The sequence below is a fragment of the Rathayibacter sp. KR2-224 genome (genome assembly GCF_049446075.1).
Classification (GTDB): Bacteria; Actinomycetota; Actinomycetes; order Actinomycetales; family Microbacteriaceae; genus Humibacter.
Window position 1 is genome coordinate 374,086 of the sequence record NZ_JBMSEB010000002.1, and the last position, 19,149, is coordinate 393,234.

Consider the following 19,149-nt stretch of genomic DNA (forward strand, 5'->3'; position numbering starts at 1 on the left):
GCTGGACTAGCCCAGCGCCACCTCGTGCCCGGACTCCGCCGAGCGGTAGCACGCGTCGATGAGTTCGGCGCGCCGCAGCCCGAGCGACCCGTCGTGCTTGACCCACTCGGACGCGCCGCCGCGGATCGCCTCGATGAACTCCGCCACCACCTGGTCGTGTCCGCCGTTCTCGCCCGGCGTCGCCTCGTAGTCGGCGACCGCGCCTGCCTCGTTGCGGAACACCGTGAACTCGCTCGTCTCATAGTCGACCACGCGCAGTTCGGCGCCGCCTTCGGTGCCGTACACGGTCATCCAGTAGACGTTGTCGTGGCGGGAGAAGCTGTCCCAGCTGGTCTCGAGGGTGAGCGTGACGCCGTTCTTCAGCCGCACGAAGGCGATGGCGATGTCTTCGACGTCGAATCCCTCGAGCACCTTCGCGCCGAGCTCCGCGTAGGTCGATGCAGATACGGTCGCCACCTCCGGCTCGCCGAGCAGGTGCAGCGCGTAGTCGATGACGTGAACGCCGAGGTCGAGCAGCGGGCCGCCGCCGGAGAGCTCCTTCTTCGCGAACCAGCCGGATGCCGGAATGCCCGCGCGGCGCAGCCATCCGGCCTTCGCCACATACGGCGTGCCGAGTTCACCGCTCGAGATGATGCGGCTCAGCTCGGCGATGTCTCCCCGCAGCCTGTGGTTGAACACCACCTGCAGCACCCTGCCGGATGCCCGCGCCGCCTCGACCATGCGCCTCGCGTCGTCGACACCCGCCGCGATCGGCTTCTCGGTCAACACATGGATGCCGCGTGCAAGCGCCGCGATCGACACCGGCGCGTGCAGGAACGTGGGCGTCGCGATGCTGATGGCGTCCAGCTGCACGGACGCGAGCATGTCCTCCCAGCGCTGGAACGTGGACGGAATGTCGTACTCGGCCTGCAGTGCGACGACCTGGTCGGTTTCCATGGCAGCCAGCGCCGCGATCTCCACCCCGTCGAGAGCGGCGTAACCCTTCAGGTGCTGCTGCCCGGCCCATCCGGCCCCGACGACCCCGACCTTCAGCGTGCTCACGCGCGAGCCTCCTCTGCCTCGGATGCCTGCGCGAACCAGTCGCGAGGCGGGTTCGCCACCTCGGGCACCTGCGTCACGCCCCGCGGCGGCGCGGCCCAGCGCACGGCGTTTGCCAGAACGTCGCGCACGTCCTCGTGGAAGAACACCGGGTACTCCTGGTCGCCAGGGCTGAAGTAGAAGACCTTGCCGAGGCCGCGGCGGTAGGTGATGCCCGACCGAAACACCTCACCGCCGGAGAACGAACTCACGAAAACGAGTTCGTCCGGAGTCGGAACGTCGAAGTACTCGCCGTACATCTCCTGCTCACCGATCACGAGCGGCGAAGGAACGCCCTCCGCGATCGGATGCGACGGGTTGACCGTCCACACCAGCTCGCGTTCGGCCTCATTGCGCCACTTCAACGAGCACGTCGTGCCCATGAGCCGCTTGAAGATCTTGGAGAAGTGTCCGGAGTGCAGCACGATCAGACCCATGCCTGCCAGCACGCGCTGCTGCACCCGGTCGACGACCTCGTCGTCGACCTCGTCGTGCTTCATGTGCCCCCACCACAGGAGCACGTCGGTCGTGTCGAGTGTCTGCGCGTCCAGTCCGTGCTGCGGCTGCTGGAGCGTGGCCGTGCGGATGCTCGCATCCGGCAACCGGGCAGCCAGGCCATCCGCTATCGCGGCGTGGATGCCGTTCGGATAGATCGCTGCGATATCAGGCTGAGTCGTCTCGTGGAAGTTCTCGTTCCACACGGTGATGCGCATGGTTCTCCTCTGCGTTTGACGGGGTGGGGGTTCGCGAGGTGGGGCGTGGACGTCCGTGGCTCGAATCGATTCGAACCGACCGACAGAGTACGACGCCTGCCAGGCTCACGCAAGGGTTGGCATCCACCCTCGGCGGCTGGTTTCGATACGCGGAGCTGACGCGCGCTACCCAACCAGCGGTGTCGGAGCGGCGGTGTCGGAGCGGCGGTGTCGGAGCGCCCGCACCAACCGGCCGCAATTCAGGACATAGGCCGACCCGCGGCGACTATGTGGACGGCTCGGCCGGTGTCCTGAAAACGGCTGGCGCGAGCAGCCACACCGGCCCAGTCCTCGCCCGGACCGGCTGGCAGCCCCTGCGGAAGCCTCTACCGCAGGGGCTTCAGTCCCCAGCCCGCCGTCGCCGGCGCTTTTCAGGACATACGCCGATCCTCGGCGACTACGTGGACGGCTGCGCACATGTCCTGAATTCCGGTGGGATCGCGATTGAGTAGCGGCGAAGCCGCGTATCGAACCGGCGGTGTCCGCGGCTACGGGAGGGTGTGGCCGGCGGCGGTGAAGAGGCGGTACCACTCCTGCCGGGTGAGGGGCAGGTCGGAGCCGGCCGCGGCATCCGTCACGCGCTGCGCGTTCGTCGTGCCGAGCACGACCTGCATGTTCGCCGGGTGCCGCGTGATCCAGCCGACGGCGACGGCGATGGGAGTCACGCCGTGGGCGGCGGCGATCTCGTCGACGGCGTCATTGAGCTCGGCGTAATTCTCGCGGTCGCCGAGGAACACGCCGTCGAAGAACCCCTTTTGGAACGGCGACCACGCCTGCAGCGTGATGTTGTTGAGGCGGGCGTAGTCGAGGATGCCGTTATCCCTGTCGATCGACTGGTCGAGGCCCTTCATGTTGGCAGCGATGCCCTGCGCGATGAGGTTCGCGTGCGTAATGCTCAGCTGCACCTGGTTCGCAATGAGCGGCTGCTTGACGGAGCGCTTGAGCAGTTCTGTCTGGCCGGGCGTCTGGTTCGAGACACCGAAGTAGCGCACCTTGCCGGCGTCGTGAAGGGTGCTGAAGGCATCCGCGATCGCGTCCGGCTCCATGAGTGTGTCGGGGCGGTGCAGCAGGAGCACGTCGAGGTAGTCGGTGCGCAACGCTGCGAGAGATTCGTCGACGGACTCGAGGATGTGCTCCCTGGAGAAATCCCAGAAGCCGTCACGGATGCCCACCTTGGACTGGATGTAGACCTGCTCACGTTCGGCCCCGGTGAACCGCACCACATCGCCGAAGCGGCGCTCGCAAGCGTGGTCGCCGCCGTAGATGTCGGCGTGATCGAAGAAGTTGATGCCGGCATCGCGGGCCGAAGCCACGAGGGTGCGGATCTGCTCGTCCTCGAGGTCACGGATGCGCATGAGGCCGAGGATGACGTTGCTCGCCTCGATGGAGGTGTTCGGAAGTGTGAAGGTCTTCATGGCTCCATGATTGCGGTCGGAGCGCGCTCCGGGTCCAATTGGGAAGCCCCCGGCGGTTGGCGTGGTTTCGATACGCCGGCTTCACCGACTACTCATCCAGCGGTGACCCCGCGAGTGCCCACCGGCGGTTGAGTAGCGGCGAAGCCGCGTATCGAAACCTTGCCAGGCACTCGCGTGGGCGGTTTCGATACGCGGCGCTTCGCGACGCTACTCAACCAGCAGTGTGGGTCAGAACAGGTGCTTCAACAGGGAGCTGAGCTGGTCGAGCACCCACTTGATGGCATCCGCGATCGCCTGGCCTGGCGACGTGTGGCCATTGCCATTCCCGTTGCCATGTCCGTTGCCCCCGTCACCGGAGTTGCCGCCGTTGCCGGGCTTCACTTGCACGGGCACCACCTTGGCGACCGAACCGTTGTCGGCCAGCAGCACGGCACGCTGCTGAGGGTGCTTGAAGTCGAAGAACCCGTCGAGGGAGCCTGCGCGCTCGTCGAACGACGCGTCGCCGATGCGTCCCGTCGACCAGTTGTCCTCGATGAACTTCGTGATCGACGTCTGCTCGATCGCGGCGTGATCGATGTAGTTCTGCTTCGAGAACGGCGAGATCACCAGGAACGGCAGGCGCTGGCTCGGACCGCAACGGTCCGCGTAGCCACCGGCCGCGGGTGCGGACGAGGTGGAGCAGATCGCGGAGTCGTTCGAGGCATCCTTCGAGCCGTTCAGGATGGTCGGTGCGACGTGGTCGTACCAGCCGTCCGAGTCGTCGTAGTTGATGACGATCGCCGTGTTCGGCCACTCCGGCGACTGCTGGATGGCGTTGATCTCGTTCACCAGGAACTTCTGCTCGTCGAGCGGGTCGGAGTAACCGGCGTGGCCATCCTGCGCCTCAGCCGCCTTCAGGAACGACACGGCAGGCAGGTTGTTCTGCTTGAGCACCGTGTCGAACGCCGAGAGGTCGTACTGGTGGTTCGCCTGGTCGGTGTGACCGATGGCGGCGTCACTCGACGGGGCGAGGTGGTGCGGATTCGACGTGGACTTGTAGTACGCGAACGGGTTGTGGTGCGGCGAGTAGTCGACGGATGCCGCACCCGCCACGTTCGTGGACTTCGCACCGCAAACCGCGTAGCCGTCTGTGCCGTTCCACTTCGTGGTCGGCGCGAAGCCGCCCTGGAACCAGCCCCACGTCACGTTCTTCGCGTTGAGCAGGTCACCGACGTTCTTGCCCGAGAGCGAGGCCAGTGCGTTGGTCGACGTGTGGTTGTTGTCTGCGCAGTCGTCGTACGCAGGGTCTGGGTCGTTGATCACCGTGCCGACCCCGTTCGCGTCGGGCGAGACGACCGTGTAGGCATCCGGGGTCGCCGTCTGCTTGCCGGTCTTCGGGTCGATGGAGGTCACGCCGTGCGTCTGCCCAGAGACGAGGTTCAGTGCCCCGGGGGTCGACGGGCCGAAGACCGTGTCCCACGCGTTGTCGCTCATTCCATAGTTCTGCGCGTAGTTCCACTCCGCGGTCACCGTGTTGCCGTCGTAGTAGTCCATGGCGAGGCCGGGGCTGCCGTACATGCCGGTGCAGGTGTCTTTGCTCGTGTTCTCCACGAACTTGTCCATCGCGCCGTTGTTCTCGGCCTTCTGCTCGGCGCCGTAGCCGTGGTTCTGGTCGCACGTGACCGCCTGGGCGGGGGTGAGCCGCTGCGGCGCGTACGCGTTGGGGTTGGATGCGATGAGTCCGGCGCTCTGCATCGTGTTCGCCGTCGGAGTTCCGGGTGCCGCCGTGAACGGCGTGCCGTCGGTGTTGGTCGCGTTCGGGTAGGTGCCGAAGTAGTGGTCGAACGAGATGTTCTCGTCGAACAGCACGACGAGGTGCTTGATGGGCGTCTTGGTGATGCCGGAGAAGTCCGGCTGGTTGGCGGACGCCGGAGCCGCGAGGGCCGCCGTCGTCACGATCGCGGCAAGCGCGACCGGGATGGCTGCGACGCGCAGAGAGCGCCGCCCGAACACCGTAGGCATTCGTTTTCCTTTCGTCGTGAAGGTGTGCTGCCCGCCGGATCGCGTCACGTGCGATCAGGCCAGCAGCCCGCTGGCGAACCAGTCGGCTTTGTCGCGAACGCCCGGCAGCGCGAAGAAGTAGCCGCCGCCGGTCGGCGAGATGTAGTCCGTGAGCGGCTCGTTCGCGAGTCGCTTCTGCACGGTGACGAACTGGCGCTCGAGGTCCTGGTTGAAGCAGGCGAAGATGAGGCCGGTGTCGAGGTTTCCGTTCGTATCGATGCCCGAGTCGTAGTTGTAGGGACGACGGTGCATCTGCTGCTTCGCCTGCTCGGGCGAGCGGTTGTTCGCGAGCCGGATGTGGGCATCCATCTGGATCACGTCGCCCGTCGGATCCGTTTCGTAGTGCGGATCGTCGTGCTCGTGGGTGCCCGTGAGGGGAGCACCGGAGTCTCGTCGGCGGCCGATGATGTTCTCCTGCTCGTGCAGCGAGACGCGGTCCCAGAACTCGACGAGCATGCGGATGACGCGCACCACCTGGTACGAGCCGCCCTCCACCCAGCCGGGCTCGCCCGCACCGGCGTGGGCCCAAACGAGCCGGTCGGGAGCGGATGCCGCCGCGAGGGCCGGCGCGGACGTTCCGTCTCTGAAGCCCATGAGGTTTCGCGGCGTGCCCGACGGGCGCGGCGGTGACGTGAAGCCGTCTTTGCGCCAACGCAGCTGCATGGCGCCCCGGGTGGCTCTGGCGATGTCGCGCAGTGCGTGCGTCACGGTGTCCGGGTTATGGGCGCACAGCTGCATCAGCACGTCGCCGTCGCACGTGGCGCGGTCGAGGGCATCGTTCGGAAAGTCCTCCATCACGCGCAATCGGTGCGGCTTGAGCGCGGCAAGCCCGTATCGCTCGTCGAAGACGGATGCCCCGAGCGACACGGTCACGGTGAGGCCGTCCGCCGGCACATCCGGTCCGAGCACACCTGAGTCGGGCGGCGGAGCCGTGATGCCGACGTCGTCCGGCGTTCCGCCGGACGTGAGGAATCTGGCACGATCCGTGAGCGTCTTCATGAGATCGGTCAGCTCTTGCCGGCCGGATGCCGTCAGGTCGAAGGATGCGAACGTTGCGTTGCGCTGCGCCGGGGTGAGGATGCCCGCCTGGTGCGCGCCGTGGAACGGGTAGGAGGCAGCGGCCGCAGCGGAGGTGCTCGTCGCCGCAGATGCGGCCGCGGGCGCAGCGGCCACGGCAGCCAGCGGCGCGGCGATGCCGGCGCCGACCAGCCCGTGCAGGAATCCCCGCCGTGTGGCGCCGGTGGTACTCGGCGGACGTTCGGCTGGCTCAGGGTGCGGGCGCTCCGCTCGCTCCGGCTGCCCACGCGTCACGAGGCGGCCCTCCGTACGTCGCAGATCGCCGCGATGGGCGCGAGCAGTTCGACTGCGGCGTCGATCCTCGCGTCGAGGTGCTCGCGCTGCGCCGTCGTGAGGCTCTGCAGCGGCGTCCAGGTGCCGTCTGCGGCGCGATAGGACTCGACGAGCTGTCTCGCGGAGGCGATCGAGGCATCCGTCTGGCTCAGCTCGGGGTACCGCGACGCAAGGATGCCCCGCAGCGGCTCGAGCGCCTCCACCGTGCCCGCGAGGTTGGCGTCGACTATGGCGAGCGTGGTGTGGCTGCCGGCATCCGTCGTGCCGGTGAGTTCGAACTGCATGGCGTTCTCCAGGATCTCGTGGGCGCGCAGGCCGATGTCGAGGGGGTCGATGCGCGCGTTCGGGAAGTTCGTGCGCAGGTCGGCGACATCCGCGGCGAGGCGCATTGTGAACGGCTCGACCTCTGCCGCGCTCGCTCCGGACCACAGCAGCGCCTCGACCTTGTGGAACCCGGTCAGTCCGGAGTCGTCGAGTGCGGTGCGGCCGGAGGCGGGCATCCCGTTGATGGCGGTGTCGGCATCGCCGAAGGCGCCGTATGCCGCGCCGAGCGACTCGTACTCGAGGTGCGCGGTGAGCCAGTCGCCGCGAGCCTTGTCGAGGTCGCCGGATGCCACGTCTGCGGCGAGCGCGTCGACATCCGTCTGCAGCACCGGGAGCCGGCTCTCGATCCACGCGCCGTACTGCTTCGCCGCGGGAATGAGGTCGTTCTGGGTCACTGGCCGGATGCCGGGCGTCGCGTTCGCCACTCGCGTGGCACCCGATACGGCAACGACGGGTCCTGCGATGGGATCGGCGTCGGCCGGCAGGCAGACGAAGCGATAGCGCCCCGCGGCAAGCACAGCGGTGCCGCGTGTGGTGGATCCGGCGCCGAGGGATTCCAGGTCGAGGTAGACCTTGCCGCCCTCTGCGGACTGCAGGTATACCTCCATGCCCGCAATGGACGTGTTCTTCACGTCGAACGTCTGGGTGCCTGAAGTGGCGTGCGACCAACCCGTTCCGCAGCCGGAGATGCCGACGGCCACCGTGTAGGCATCCGGATGCCCGCGGCTGCTCTGCAGGTTCTGTCGCGTCAGGAGCGTGCCGACGACGCCCGCGGCCACGACGGCGGCGAGCGCAAGCGCCAGTGCCCCGTACTTCGTAGCTCGCTGCACCGATCCGCCTTCGCCGTGACCATCGTTCTCGCGCCTGGCGGGGCATCCGCTTGGCCTGGTCAGGCGAGAGCGGTTGCCATCGGCGCACGGGCGGAACCAGAACGGCCCCGAACCGATGTCATGCTGGCACCGGATTCGGGCCGGTTCATCGGGCGTTCATCGAGTTCACTGAGTGTTCAGCGAATGGTCGTCGCGGTGCCCGCGAGCGCGGGTAGACCGAGCGGTGTACCGCTTACTCCGAGGTGCAGACTCCGGTGGCCACGGGCGCTGGGCTCGCACCGGCGAGCACGGGGCGCACCTCGTCGAGGGTGAGCGCATAGCCGGTGTCGGCATCCGTCGTCGACCTCGCGAAGACCATGCCGACGACGTCACCCGCGTCGTCGAACAGCGGACCGCCCGAGTTGCCCGCGCGCACCACGGCCCGCAGCGAATACACGTCACGCACCACGGTGTTGTGCTGGTAGATGTCTGTGCCGGCTGCGGTCAGTTCGCCACGCACCCGTGCAGAATCCAGCGTGTACGGACCTCCGCCGGGGAAGCCGGCCACGACGGCAGGGTCTCCCGCTTTCAGCGTGGACCCCATGTGCAACACGGGAGCCGACAGGTCGGGCACCCGCAGCACGGCCACATCGCGTTCCGGATCGAAGGCGACGACGGATGCGTCGTATCCGCGGTCGTCCTGCGTCACGACCTCGACGGACGACGAGCCGGCCACCACGTGCGCGTTGGTCACGACGATGCCCTGGCCCTCCACCCAGCCGCTGCCGCTGGATGCCATCGAGCAGCTGGACTGCACGGCTTCCACCTTGACCACGCTCTGCGACTCGGCCCGCACTGCCGCCGGAATCGTGGGGTCGGGCGCTGCCGTGTCGGGAATGGTCTCGTTGCCGGAGAACACTTCGGGCAGGCCCGCGCCGGCGAGCGCGTCGTCGAGGGCTCCGAGGGCCGTGGACGGCGGAACCGGAGCGATGTCATCGAGCATCGTGACGATGCGCGAAGCGGATGCCAGTTGCGAAGCCGGGTAGATCGACGACGACTGCGCGAACCCCGCCAGCAGCCAGACGACGGCCCCCCATGCGACGACGCCGACGACGGCTCCGCCCACCGCGTCGATGCGGTTCAGGGCGCCACGACGACCGATGCGCCCGCGCAACACTGCGCCGAGGCTGGTCGCCACACCGTAGAGAGCCGAACCGCAGAGGAGCACCACCACCGCGGCCAGCACTGTGCGGGCGATGACGCTGCCGTGGCCCTGCGGCATCACCCAGGCGACGACGAGCGGAGCAAGAAGCAGCCCGATCCATAGGCCCGCGATGAGGCCAACCATCGACAGCGCAGTCACGAGCGCTCCGCGGCGCCACCCTGCGGCGATGGCGACGATCGCGGCCAGCGCGAGCACGATGTCGACGGCCAACTCCACGCATCTACTTTCGCCGGTGTTGCTGTGCGGGTGCTGGAGCGGGGATGCCTGCGGCACCTGCCCCAGGCAACTCCCCGCTGACTCGCAGCGGCAGGTCAGCCACGTGCAGGTCGGGATCCCGGAGGAGTGTCCGACGCAGGGCCAAGGCGACCTAGCCGCGACACAGTCGGGCCATGGCCTGTACCTATTCACAGGTCCTACCGTCATGGCCATGACCCCCGCCCTGCCCGAACACCCAAAGCCCGCGACCGACTCGAGTAGCGACCGCCTACCCGTCGAGGTCGACCTTCCGGACCAGGGGGGCGGGCAGGCGAAGCGGCGAAGGGGCATCCGTCGACGTGAAGTGCTGTTCGGTGGCGGCGGACTCGCTCTCGGTATCGCCGGCGCCTTCGCCGGAATCGGAACCGCGAACGCCATCGCCAGTTCGTCGACCGCCTCGTCGGGCACGAGCAGCGCTCCCGCGTACACGCTCCAGCGCTTCACCAGCACCATGGTCACCGCACCGAAGCTCAGCATCTGGCGCCCGAGCGGAGCCGCACTGGCGGATGGCTATGTCTTCTCGACACCGCAGACCGACGAGTTCTCGCCGGCCATCTACGACGTAGACGGAACGCTCATCTGGTCTCACCCCGGCGGCGGAGCCGGAACCGACTTCCGGGTGCAGCGGTACGAGGGGCAATCCGTGCTCACCTATTGGACGGGCACGTCGCAGTACGGGAACGGTCAAGGCCACGGAGTGATCCTGGATGCCTCGTATCGCCCGATCGCGCACGTGTACGCTCGCGGCGGGCTGCAGGCGGACCTGCACGAGTTCGAGCTCACCGATGCCGGCACGGCTCTCATCACGGCGTACCCGCCGGTGCGCGCCGACCTCACGTCGATCGGCGGATCTGCAGACGGCTGGATGTTCGACTGCCATATCCAGGAGATCGACGTGTCGACGAACGAACTGCTCCTCGACTGGCGTGCGAGCGATCACATCCCGCTGGGCGAGAGCTACCAACCCCTCGGCACCGACGGCGGCTCCGCACCCTCGGCCTACGACCCGTACCACCTCAATGCGATCTCGGCCGATACTGCCGACACGCTGCTGCTCTCCGCGAGGCACACCCACACCGTGTACTCACTCGACCGCAAGACCGGCGAGATCCGCTGGCGGCTTGGCGGCAAGAAGAGCGACTTCACGGTGGACCAGTCGGCGGCATTCGCCTGGCAGCACGATGCCCGCAGGCAGTCCGCCACGGAGATCAGCATGTTCGACAACCACGTGAACACGTCGAAGGGCACGTCTCGCGGCCTCGTGCTGACCGTCGACGAGGCAGCCAAGACGGCGCGGCTGAAGCAGGAGTACGCGGACAAGAACCACGTGGGCTACGCCATGGGTTCGACGCAGCTCCTGCAGAACGGCAACGTGCTCGTGGGATGGGGTACTCAGCCGTACGCGACCGAGTTCACGTCAGACGGTACGGCCGTGTGGGAGGCATCCGGGCTAGGTGACACCTGCTATCGGGTGGCCAAGAGCATCTGGGTGGGGCAGCCGCAGGCGGATCCCGACGTCGCAGCTGTCGTCGACGCATCCGGCCGGTTGCACGTCTACGCCAGCTGGAATGGTGCAACCCGAGTGGCCTCGTGGCAGGTGCTTTCCGGAGCGTCCGAGGACTCGCTGGCCGCCGTGGCCACCGTTCCGAAGAACGGCTTCGAGACCACCACAGCCATCGACGCTGCGGCTCACGTGCAGGTGGTCGCGCTCGATGCGCAGGGCGTGCGCCTCGGCGCCTCGGCCGTCATCGCCGCGTAGGGCGCCCGACGTAACACCGTCGTCACGCACCGGGCATGCGCATCCCGCGCACCGGACGAAATGGCCGAAGAGGATGCCTTTTCGCGACCGAAATCCCTCGGTGGGTCACACTGGGCTTGGCAGAATGACACAAATCGTCCGAGCTGACCGAGAGTGGTCGCATCCAGCTCTGCACGGGAGCGACAGCATCGGCGACGCGCCGCCCGGTCGGCGCGTTTCGAAGGAGAACAATGACGACCCTGGCGAGCGAGGGCGCGGCATCCGCGCTGCACGGAGCATCCACCGCAACGGGTGAACCCGCCATCTCCATCCGGCACGTCACGAAACGGTTCGGCGACGCGATCGCGGTGGACGACATCGACCTGCAGCTGGCCAAGGGCGAGTTCTTCGCACTGCTCGGGCCGTCGGGCTGCGGCAAGACGACCACATTGCGCATGGTCGGCGGGTTCGAGCTGCCCAGCCTCGGCCACATCTACCTCGACGGACGCGACGTCACGATGCTGCCGCCCTACAAGCGCGACGTGAACACGGTGTTCCAGTCCTACGCGCTCTTCCCGCACCTGACCGTGTTCGACAACGTCGCCTTCGGGCTGCGCCGACGCAAGGTGCCGACTTCGCAGTTGCGCGAGAAGGTGGAGCGCAACCTCGAGATGGTTGGGCTCGCCGGCTTCGGCAAGCGCCGCCCGCTTCAGCTCTCCGGCGGCCAGCAGCAGCGCGTCGCGCTCGCCCGCGCCCTCGTCAACGAGCCGAAGGTGCTGCTGCTCGACGAGCCGATGGGTGCGCTCGATGCCAAGATCCGCAAGACCATGCAGCTGGAGCTCAAGCGCATCCAGCGTGAGGTCGGCATCACGTTCCTCTACGTCACGCACGACCAGAACGAGGCCATGTCGATGGCCGACCGTCTCGCGGTGATGAACGCCGGGCGCACCGAAGACATCGGAACGCCCGACCGCGTGTACGACCGCCCGGCCACGCAGTTCGTCGCGGAGTTCCTCGGCACGTGCAACGTGATCACTCCCGACGCGTCGACCGCCGGCGCAGACGGCGCGTCGCTGCGCCTGCCCGACGGCACCCCTCTCGTGGTGAGAGGCGCGGACGGCCGGTTGCCCGAAGGAGCGCGCGTGGGCATCCGGCCCGAGAAGCTCGTGGTGACCAGAGCGGATGCCTACGCCGCGCCGAGCGCGCTCGCCGGCGGAACGCATGCGGTCGCCTCTCAACCAAACACCGTGCTCGGCACGGTTGTGACCGCCACGTACCTCGGCGCCAGCACCGAATACGAGGTCTCCACGCCGTGGGGCGGAACCCTCAAGGCGTTCGCGCAGAACCTGGCCGACTCGTCCCGAGCTCGTCCTGGCGAACAGGTCGTGCTCACCTGGGATGCCGACCACGCGTTCCTGCTCGCGCCTTCGCCGGCCGCCTCGCCCGCCGCGGGCTCCGCTGCTGCAGGGTCCGCTGCTGCAGGCTCGTCGGCATCCGGAGGGGCATCGTGACGCCTCCCTCGGCGGATCCAGCGCTCTGGCGCGGCCTCACCGAGGCGCGCATCTCACGGCGCGGCATGCTAAAGGGCGTGCTGGCAGGGGTGGGCGTTGCGGCGCTCGGGTCCACCCTGGCCGGGTGCAGCATCCAGGGCTCCGTGTCGAGCCAGGCCCAGCAGCACGTCGACTGGGCGGCGTTCTGGTCGAAGCAGAAGACGACCGGGCACCTCGACTTCGCGAACTGGCCGCTCTACATCGACCAGGACAAGGGCAAGTTCCCATCGCTCGAGAAGTTCACCAAGGCCACGGGCATCAGCGTCAACTACCAGCAGGTCATCCAGAACAACGCGCCGTTCTACGCGACAGTGGCACCGCAGCTGCGCGCCCACGAGGCGACCGGCTACGACCTCGTCGTGATGACGAACGGCTGGGAGCTGACCGAGATGATCAGCAACGGCTTCGTCATGCAGCTCGACCACTCCCGGCTGCCGAACTTCGCCAAATACGCCGCCAAGAACGTGCGCAACCCGCCCTACGACCCGGGCAACAAGCACTCGGTGGTGTGGCAGACCGGGTTCACGGGCCTTGCCTACAACTCCAAGCTCGTCGACCGTCCCATCACGAGCTTCAAAGACCTCATGGATCCGGCGTTCAAGGGCCACGTCGGCATGATGAGCGACAACACCGAGCTCGGTAGCGCGGCACTGCTCGCCATCGGCGTGGACCCCACGCAGTCGACGCCCGCCGACTGGCGCAGGGCCGCCGACTGGTTGCGCAAGCAGCAGCCCAACGTCGCCGGCTACTACGACCAGAGCTACATCGACCGGCTCTCCAACGGCGACACCTGGGTTTCGCAGGCGTGGTCGGGCGACGTGTTCCAGGCGATCGCGGGCGGCAATAAACACCTGAAGTTCGTCATCCCCGAAGAGGGCCAGATGATCTGGCACGACAACATGATGATCCCGATGCAGGCGCAGAATCCCATCTCCGCCCTGAAGTGGATGGACTTCTACTACACGCCCGAGATCGCGGGCATGGTCGAGGACTGGGTGAACTACGTGTGCCCCGTGCCCGATGCGAAGGACTACATCCTGAACGAGCTGGGCGACCCGAAAGTGGCGAACAGCCCGCTCGTGTTCCCCGACCCCTCTGTCGACGAGAAGTCGCACGAGTTCCGCGTGTTCAAGAACTACGACGAGTACGAGGAGTGGAACAAGGTGTTCAATCCTGTGATCCAGTCGTGAGCGCCGTCACTCCCACGCTCGCCCGGGCCAGCGTCCCTGGCGAGCAGGCGCCGCTCGAACGCCAGGACGGCCGTCTGCGTCGCAGCCTGCTGCGGCACTCGACCCCCTATCTGCTCGGGCTGGTCGGCACGGCGTGGCTGCTCATCCTGTTCGTCATCCCGCTCGTATCCGGACTCGCCGTGTCGCTCATGACCGGTAATCCGCAGGACGGCTACACGTTCACCTGGAACTGGAGCGTCTACTCCGACATCTTCGTGAACTCGGATGTGCCCTACCTCACGTTCCTGCTCCGCGGCCTGCTCTACGCCGCAGCCGCCACGATCATCACGATCGTCGTCGGCTTTCCGCTCGCCTACTTCATCGCGTTCCGGGTCTCCCCGCGGTGGAAGAACGCGCTGCTGCTGCTCGTGATGCTGAGCTTCTTCGTGTCGTTCGTCATCCGCACCGACATGTGGGCGTTCGTGCTCTCGGATCAGGGCCCGGTGCTCACGGTGCTGCGCGACCTGCACCTGGCAGGCAAGGGCTTCCACATCCTCGGCACCAACGCGGCGGTGATCGGCGGACTCGCGTACAACGATCTCGCGTTCATGGTGCTGCCCATCTACGTAGCGCTCGAGCGCATCGATCCTCGCTTGATCGAGGCATCCGCTGACCTCTACGGCAACAAGACGAATACTTTCACGCGCACGATCCTGCCGCTGACGCGCTCCGGCATCTTCGCGGGCGTGCTGCTCGTGTTCATCGACTGCGCGGGCGACCCGGTGAACGCTTCGCTGCTGGGCGGAACACACACGTACGTGATCGGCCAGGCGATCCAGGATGCCTACCTCACCAACCAGCAGTACAACGTGGCGGCCGCCCTCTCGACCGTGCTCATGATCGTGCTGGGCATCATCCTCTTCGCCTACGCCCGCATCGCCGGAACCGACAACATCGAGGACCTGGTATGACCGCCGTGAACGCACCCGCGACGGATGTCGTCACCACGGCCCGCCCCGTGCGGGAGCCCATCGGCGAGCGCAGGGACCGGAAGCGACCGCTGCTTCCCACCATCTACTGGGTGGTCATCGGCATCACACTCGTGCCGATCCTGGTGATGATCGTCTACAGCTTCAACAACACGCCGACGAACCGCATCACGTTCCAGTGGCACGGGTTCACGACGTACTGGTACCAGAACCTGACGCAGGTGAGCGGGCTCGGGCAGTCGTTCCTGGTGTCGATCGAGATCGCCGTGCTGTCCGCGATCATCTCCATCGCGATCGGCGTGCCCCTCGCGATGGCACTGGAGCGCCACCGCTTCCTGTTGCGCGGGCCCTTGAGTGCCGTGGTGTTCGCCGACATCGCCGCCCCGTCGATCGTGGTGGGCGCCGCGTCGCTGTCGTTCTTCCTGTCGTCGGGTGTTCCGCTCGGATACCTGACCATCCTTCTCGTGCACGTCACGTTCTGCATCGCGTACGTCGTCGTGGTCATCCGGGCCAGGCTGTCGGGCATGGGCAAGGTGTTGGAAGAGGCCGCGGGTGACCTCGGCGCGCCGCCGCTCACCGCATTCCGGAAAGTGACCTTCCCGCTGCTGCTGCCCGGGATGCTCGCCGGCGCCGCACTCGCGCTGGCCATGTCGATCGACGACTACGTCATCACGAGCTTCGTTGCGGGGCCGACCGTCACGTTCCCCCTGTTCGTGTACGGCGCTGCCAAGGTCGGCCTGCCGCCCCAGGTGCTGTGCTTCGGAACGATCGTCTTCGTCGTCGCCCTCGCGGTCGTGCTGCTCAACGGCATCGTGACGCGGCGCGGGGGCACCCGGCGCTGAGCTCGGCCGCTCCGCGCGCGGCCGGCGAGCAGCGCAGCCCCGCCGGGCTCAGTGCCGCGTGCGGCGCGCGAGCAGCGCGGCGTGCAGGGCGCTCACCACTTCGCCGTCGTCGAGCGAGACGCCAAGCAGGTCCTCGATGAGCGCGATGCGCTGGTAGAACACCGAACGCGACAGGTGGCTGGCGGTCGCGGCCCTCGTGCGGTTGCCGGGGTAGGCGAGATAGGCGGTGAGCACGTCGAGCAGGTCGCCTCCGCGACGCAGGTCGTGCTCGATGAGCGGCGCGAGCATTCGTTCGCTGTGCGCCTGCAGGCGCGGATCGTTGCCGAACGAGTTCAGCAGCCGCAGCAATGGACGGTCGTCGACCCGAACGATGAGCGGACCCCGGCGCTTGTGGTCGTCGCGCGGCGCGAGCAGCTCGGTCGCCTGCTCGACGGATGCCAGCAGGCCGGGTACACCGTCGGCATCCGCACCGACGGCAACCGTCACATCCGCCGGCGTCGCATCGGCGGCCGTGGCAAGGGCGCCGGCGAAGGCAAGCAGCACCTGCTCGGTGAGTCTGCCGCGGCCTGGCAGCGACGCGATCACGACGCTCGCGCCCGAGTCGGCCGACGGATGCGCGGCCGTGATCGCAGGAACGCCGAGTTCGCGCACCGCGGATGCCGCCGCCACGGCTCCCTTCGCGCTGCCACGAACGCGCGTTGCCATGCCGACGAGTGTTCGGCCCGCGACCGGGACGCCGCTCGCTTCCAGACGGTCGGCGAAGGAGGATTCGCCGGCGAACCTCCTTCCGAGCAGCGAGGCGACGATGCGCTCGTGGCTCGTGCGGGTCCACTCATCGCCTCGATCCGCGAGGCGGCCGAGCGCCAGGGCGATGGCCGCCTGCTCCAGTACGTTCGTGCGTCCCGCCAGGTGCTGCCGCCCGGAGAGGGCGATGAGGTATCCCCAGCGGATGCCCCGTGCCTCGACGGGAACGATGGTCCAGTCATCCGGACCCTGCAGCACGCCGCGGGCGACGGCATCCGCTGCGCGGTCGTGCGCCTGCCGCGACCGCGATTCCCAATCGCGCAGCACACGGGTGTCGTCGCCCATCGCCTCCACCGCGATGACGCGATGCGTCAGGTCTTCGAGCACGGCGGGCGACCCGAGCACTCTGGCCACCTGCGCCACGATGTAGTCGGCGGGGCTGCCGCGCAGGCTGAGCTGGGTGAAGAGGGCGTGGATCTCGTCCCTGGCCCGAAGCGCCGCCATCTGGTCCGCGATCACCCTGGAGTGCACGGCCTCGGTGATCGCCACGAACCGAGCCTCACGGTGCAGCACGACGAAGGGCAGGTCGAGCCGTCTCGCCGCGTCGGTGAACGGCGTGGGCGGCTCAGCGAAGCGGTGCCCGAGTTCCAGCACGACGCCCACGATGCCGGCGTCGACGAGGCGAGTCGCGAAGTCGCGCTGCGCCGCGGCATCCGTCGGCCACCCAACACCGGTGGAGAGGATGAGCTCGCCACCCTTCACGAGGTGCGTCACGTCGGCGGTCTCACTGACGTGCACCCAGCGAACCGGCCGGTCGAGCGCATCCTCGCCCGTCAGCACCTCGGGCACGGCCATGACGACCTCTTCGAGGCGGAGCACCTCGCGGATAGTGGGCAGTACCGCCTGGCGCGACACCGCCTGGCGCTTCGCCGTACGATCCAGCTCGGCCGGAGGCGGCGGCTGGATGCCTGACCCGGCATCCGAATCCCCGCTCGGACGATCTGTGCGGGCCTCCACGAAGCCGTGACGTTCTGGCACCGCTATCTCACCGACATCTCTGTGACCATGGGAGCACCAACACTACTGCCTGGAACGGTCGATTCGTCCGGATGCGCCGAGAATGCGCACCTGATGCATGGGCGCCGCACGCTCGCACAGCCGAACGGACGCACCCCCGCACCCCCTCGAACGGGCGCGAACCCGGGCGGTTCAACATCGAAAGGACCGGCCATGGCTTTGATCCGCCACATCGTCGACGGAGCCGAGTACGGCGAGCCCGAGCACACCGGCGAGGTGTTCAATCCGGCGACCGGGGCCGTGCAGCACCAGGTGATCATGGCCAGCGAAGCGGATGCCGCAGCCGCCATCTCCGCAGCGAAGAACGCGCTTGCCGGATGGCGGGCGACGAGTCTGACGAAGCGGGCGGACATCCTGTTCCGGATGCGCCACTTGCTCACCGAACGCAGGGACGAACTGGCGGCCATCATCACGAGCGAGCACGGCAAGGTGCTCCCGGACGCGGCAGGCGAGGTCGCGCGGGGCCTGGAGAACGTGGAGTACGCATCCGGACTCATCCAGCACCTCAAGGGCGACTACAGCGAGCAGATCTCCAGCGGCGTCGACGTGCACAGCGTCAAGCAACCCGTCGGCGTCGTCGGGTGCATCACGCCGTTCAACTTTCCGGTGATGGTCCCGTTGTGGATGGTGGCTAGCGCCATCGCGTGCGGCAACACCGTCGTGCTCAAACCGAGCGAGAAGGATCCGTCGGCGTCCGTCTTCCTGGCCCAGCTGTTCCTCGAGGCCGGGCTGCCCGCCGGTGTGCTGAACGTGCTGCACGGCGACAAGGTCGCGGTAGACGCCCTCCTCGACAGCCCCGACGTCGCCGCCGTCAGCTTCGTCGGCTCCACACCCATCGCCAAGTCGATCTACGAGCGCGCCGCCGCGAACGGCAAGCGCGTTCAGGCACTCGGCGGAGCCAAGAACCACATGGTCGTCATGCCGGATGCCGACATCGACGCGGCCGCGGACGCCGCGGTCTCCGCCGCATACGGGTCGGCAGGCGAGCGGTGCATGGCCGTCAGCGTGCTCGTCGCGGTCGGCGATGCCGGAGACCGGCTCATCCCCGCCATCCGGCAGCGCATCGACGAACTCGTCATCGGCGACGGAACGGATGCCGCCAGCGGCATGGGCCCGCTCGTCACGGCCCAGCACAGGCAGAAGGTGCTCTCCTACGTGACGGGCGCGGCCGCGGAGGGCGCGACGGTCGTGGTCGACGGCTCCCAGAAACAGTTCGACGGCGACGGCTTCTTCATCGGAGCGACGCTGCTCGACAACGTTCCGCTGGAGTCGAAGGCATACCGCGACGAGATCTTCGGACCCGTGCTGTCCGTCGTGCGGGTCGACACGCTCGACGACGCGATCGAGCTCATCAACGCGAACCCGTACGGCAATGGAGTGGCAGTGTTCACGCGCGACGGCGGAGCGGCTCGCGAGTTCGAGTTCCGCATCGAGGTGGGCATGGTGGGCGTCAACGTGCCCATCCCGGTTCCGGTCGGATCGTTCTCGTTCGGCGGCTGGAAGAACTCGCTCTTCGGCGACTCGCACATCTACGGTCCCGAGTCGTTCCACTTCTACACGCGCTCGAAGGTGGTCACGAGCCGCTGGCCGCAGGCGAGCGCACAGCCGCCGCAATCCAAAGTGGAGCTGGCGTTTCCCGGCAACCACTAGGCATCCGTGCCGGCCGGCACCCCACATCCGCCCGCAAGCATCCACCGAGACTTGGCGCACGCGACGAGACTCAGGTCACAGCGGCAAGTCTGGTCGCGTACACGAAGTCTCGCGGCAGGGCCGGCACAGCGACACAACACCAG

At 67.7% G+C, this 19,149-nt stretch carries 14 protein-coding genes; 6 read left to right on the forward strand and 8 right to left on the reverse strand.

Going from position 1 to position 19,149, the window contains the following annotated elements; translation table 11 throughout:
- Positions 1-6 precede the first annotated feature (6 nt).
- From ACO2Q7_RS14165 to ACO2Q7_RS14195, 7 genes are all read right to left on the reverse strand, one after another.
- Positions 7-1,041 carry a Gfo/Idh/MocA family protein gene (locus ACO2Q7_RS14165; protein ID WP_423356346.1) on the reverse strand — a complete coding sequence of 345 codons (1,035 nt, stop codon included), beginning with the start codon at positions 1,039-1,041 and terminating at the stop codon, positions 7-9.
- Complete coding sequence (locus ACO2Q7_RS14170) at positions 1,038-1,790, reverse strand: ThuA domain-containing protein (RefSeq protein WP_423356347.1); 753 nt, start codon at positions 1,788-1,790, stop codon at positions 1,038-1,040. The genes ACO2Q7_RS14165 and ACO2Q7_RS14170 overlap by 4 nt, the downstream gene beginning before the upstream one ends.
- A 527-nt stretch (positions 1,791-2,317) precedes the next feature.
- Complete coding sequence (locus ACO2Q7_RS14175; protein ID WP_423356348.1) at positions 2,318-3,244, reverse strand: aldo/keto reductase; 927 nt, start codon at positions 3,242-3,244, stop codon at positions 2,318-2,320.
- Between the two features lie 228 nt (positions 3,245-3,472).
- On the reverse strand, positions 3,473-5,245 hold the full coding sequence (locus ACO2Q7_RS14180) for a phospholipase C (RefSeq protein ID WP_423356349.1): 1,773 nt from the start codon (positions 5,243-5,245) through the stop codon (positions 3,473-3,475).
- 54 nt (positions 5,246-5,299) lie between these two features.
- Positions 5,300-6,595 (reverse strand): iron uptake transporter deferrochelatase/peroxidase subunit, encoded by a 1,296-nt coding sequence (efeB, locus tag ACO2Q7_RS14185; protein ID WP_423356350.1) that lies wholly within the window; start codon positions 6,593-6,595, stop codon positions 5,300-5,302.
- Positions 6,592-7,788 carry an imelysin family protein gene (locus ACO2Q7_RS14190; protein ID WP_423356351.1) on the reverse strand — a complete coding sequence of 399 codons (1,197 nt, stop codon included), beginning with the start codon at positions 7,786-7,788 and terminating at the stop codon, positions 6,592-6,594. The genes efeB and ACO2Q7_RS14190 overlap by 4 nt, the downstream gene beginning before the upstream one ends.
- Before the next feature lie 232 nt (positions 7,789-8,020).
- A complete protein-coding gene (locus ACO2Q7_RS14195) occupies positions 8,021-9,208 on the reverse strand; it encodes a MarP family serine protease (RefSeq protein ID WP_423356352.1) in 1,188 nt (395 codons plus the stop codon).
- 211 nt (positions 9,209-9,419) lie between these two features.
- On the opposite strand from ACO2Q7_RS14195, the gene ACO2Q7_RS14200 reads away from it, so the two are divergent.
- From ACO2Q7_RS14200 to ACO2Q7_RS14220, 5 genes are all read left to right on the forward strand, one after another.
- Positions 9,420-11,006, forward strand: a complete 1,587-nt coding sequence (locus ACO2Q7_RS14200; RefSeq protein ID WP_423356353.1) for an arylsulfotransferase family protein — start codon at positions 9,420-9,422, stop codon at positions 11,004-11,006.
- A 230-nt stretch (positions 11,007-11,236) separates the two neighbouring features.
- Positions 11,237-12,496: an ABC transporter ATP-binding protein gene (locus tag ACO2Q7_RS14205; RefSeq protein ID WP_423356354.1), complete on the forward strand. Its 1,260-nt coding sequence runs from the start codon at positions 11,237-11,239 to the stop codon at positions 12,494-12,496.
- Positions 12,493-13,725, forward strand: a complete 1,233-nt coding sequence (locus ACO2Q7_RS14210) for an extracellular solute-binding protein (protein WP_423356355.1) — start codon at positions 12,493-12,495, stop codon at positions 13,723-13,725. The genes ACO2Q7_RS14205 and ACO2Q7_RS14210 overlap by 4 nt, the downstream gene beginning before the upstream one ends.
- Positions 13,722-14,675, forward strand: coding sequence for an ABC transporter permease (locus ACO2Q7_RS14215; protein WP_423356356.1), 954 nt, complete (start codon positions 13,722-13,724; stop codon positions 14,673-14,675). The genes ACO2Q7_RS14210 and ACO2Q7_RS14215 overlap by 4 nt, the downstream gene beginning before the upstream one ends.
- Entirely contained in the window at positions 14,672-15,535 is an 864-nt protein-coding gene (locus ACO2Q7_RS14220; protein ID WP_423356357.1) for an ABC transporter permease, read from the forward strand. The genes ACO2Q7_RS14215 and ACO2Q7_RS14220 overlap by 4 nt, the downstream gene beginning before the upstream one ends.
- A gap of 48 nt (positions 15,536-15,583) precedes the next feature.
- On the opposite strand, the gene ACO2Q7_RS14225 is transcribed toward ACO2Q7_RS14220, so the two are convergent.
- Positions 15,584-17,317, reverse strand: a complete 1,734-nt coding sequence (locus ACO2Q7_RS14225) for a PucR family transcriptional regulator (protein ID WP_423356358.1) — start codon at positions 17,315-17,317, stop codon at positions 15,584-15,586.
- 192 nt (positions 17,318-17,509) lie between these two features.
- Between ACO2Q7_RS14225 and ACO2Q7_RS14230 the strand changes: the two genes are divergently transcribed.
- Positions 17,510-19,006: a CoA-acylating methylmalonate-semialdehyde dehydrogenase gene (locus ACO2Q7_RS14230; protein WP_423356359.1), complete on the forward strand. Its 1,497-nt coding sequence runs from the start codon at positions 17,510-17,512 to the stop codon at positions 19,004-19,006.
- Positions 19,007-19,149: the final 143 nt, after the last annotated feature.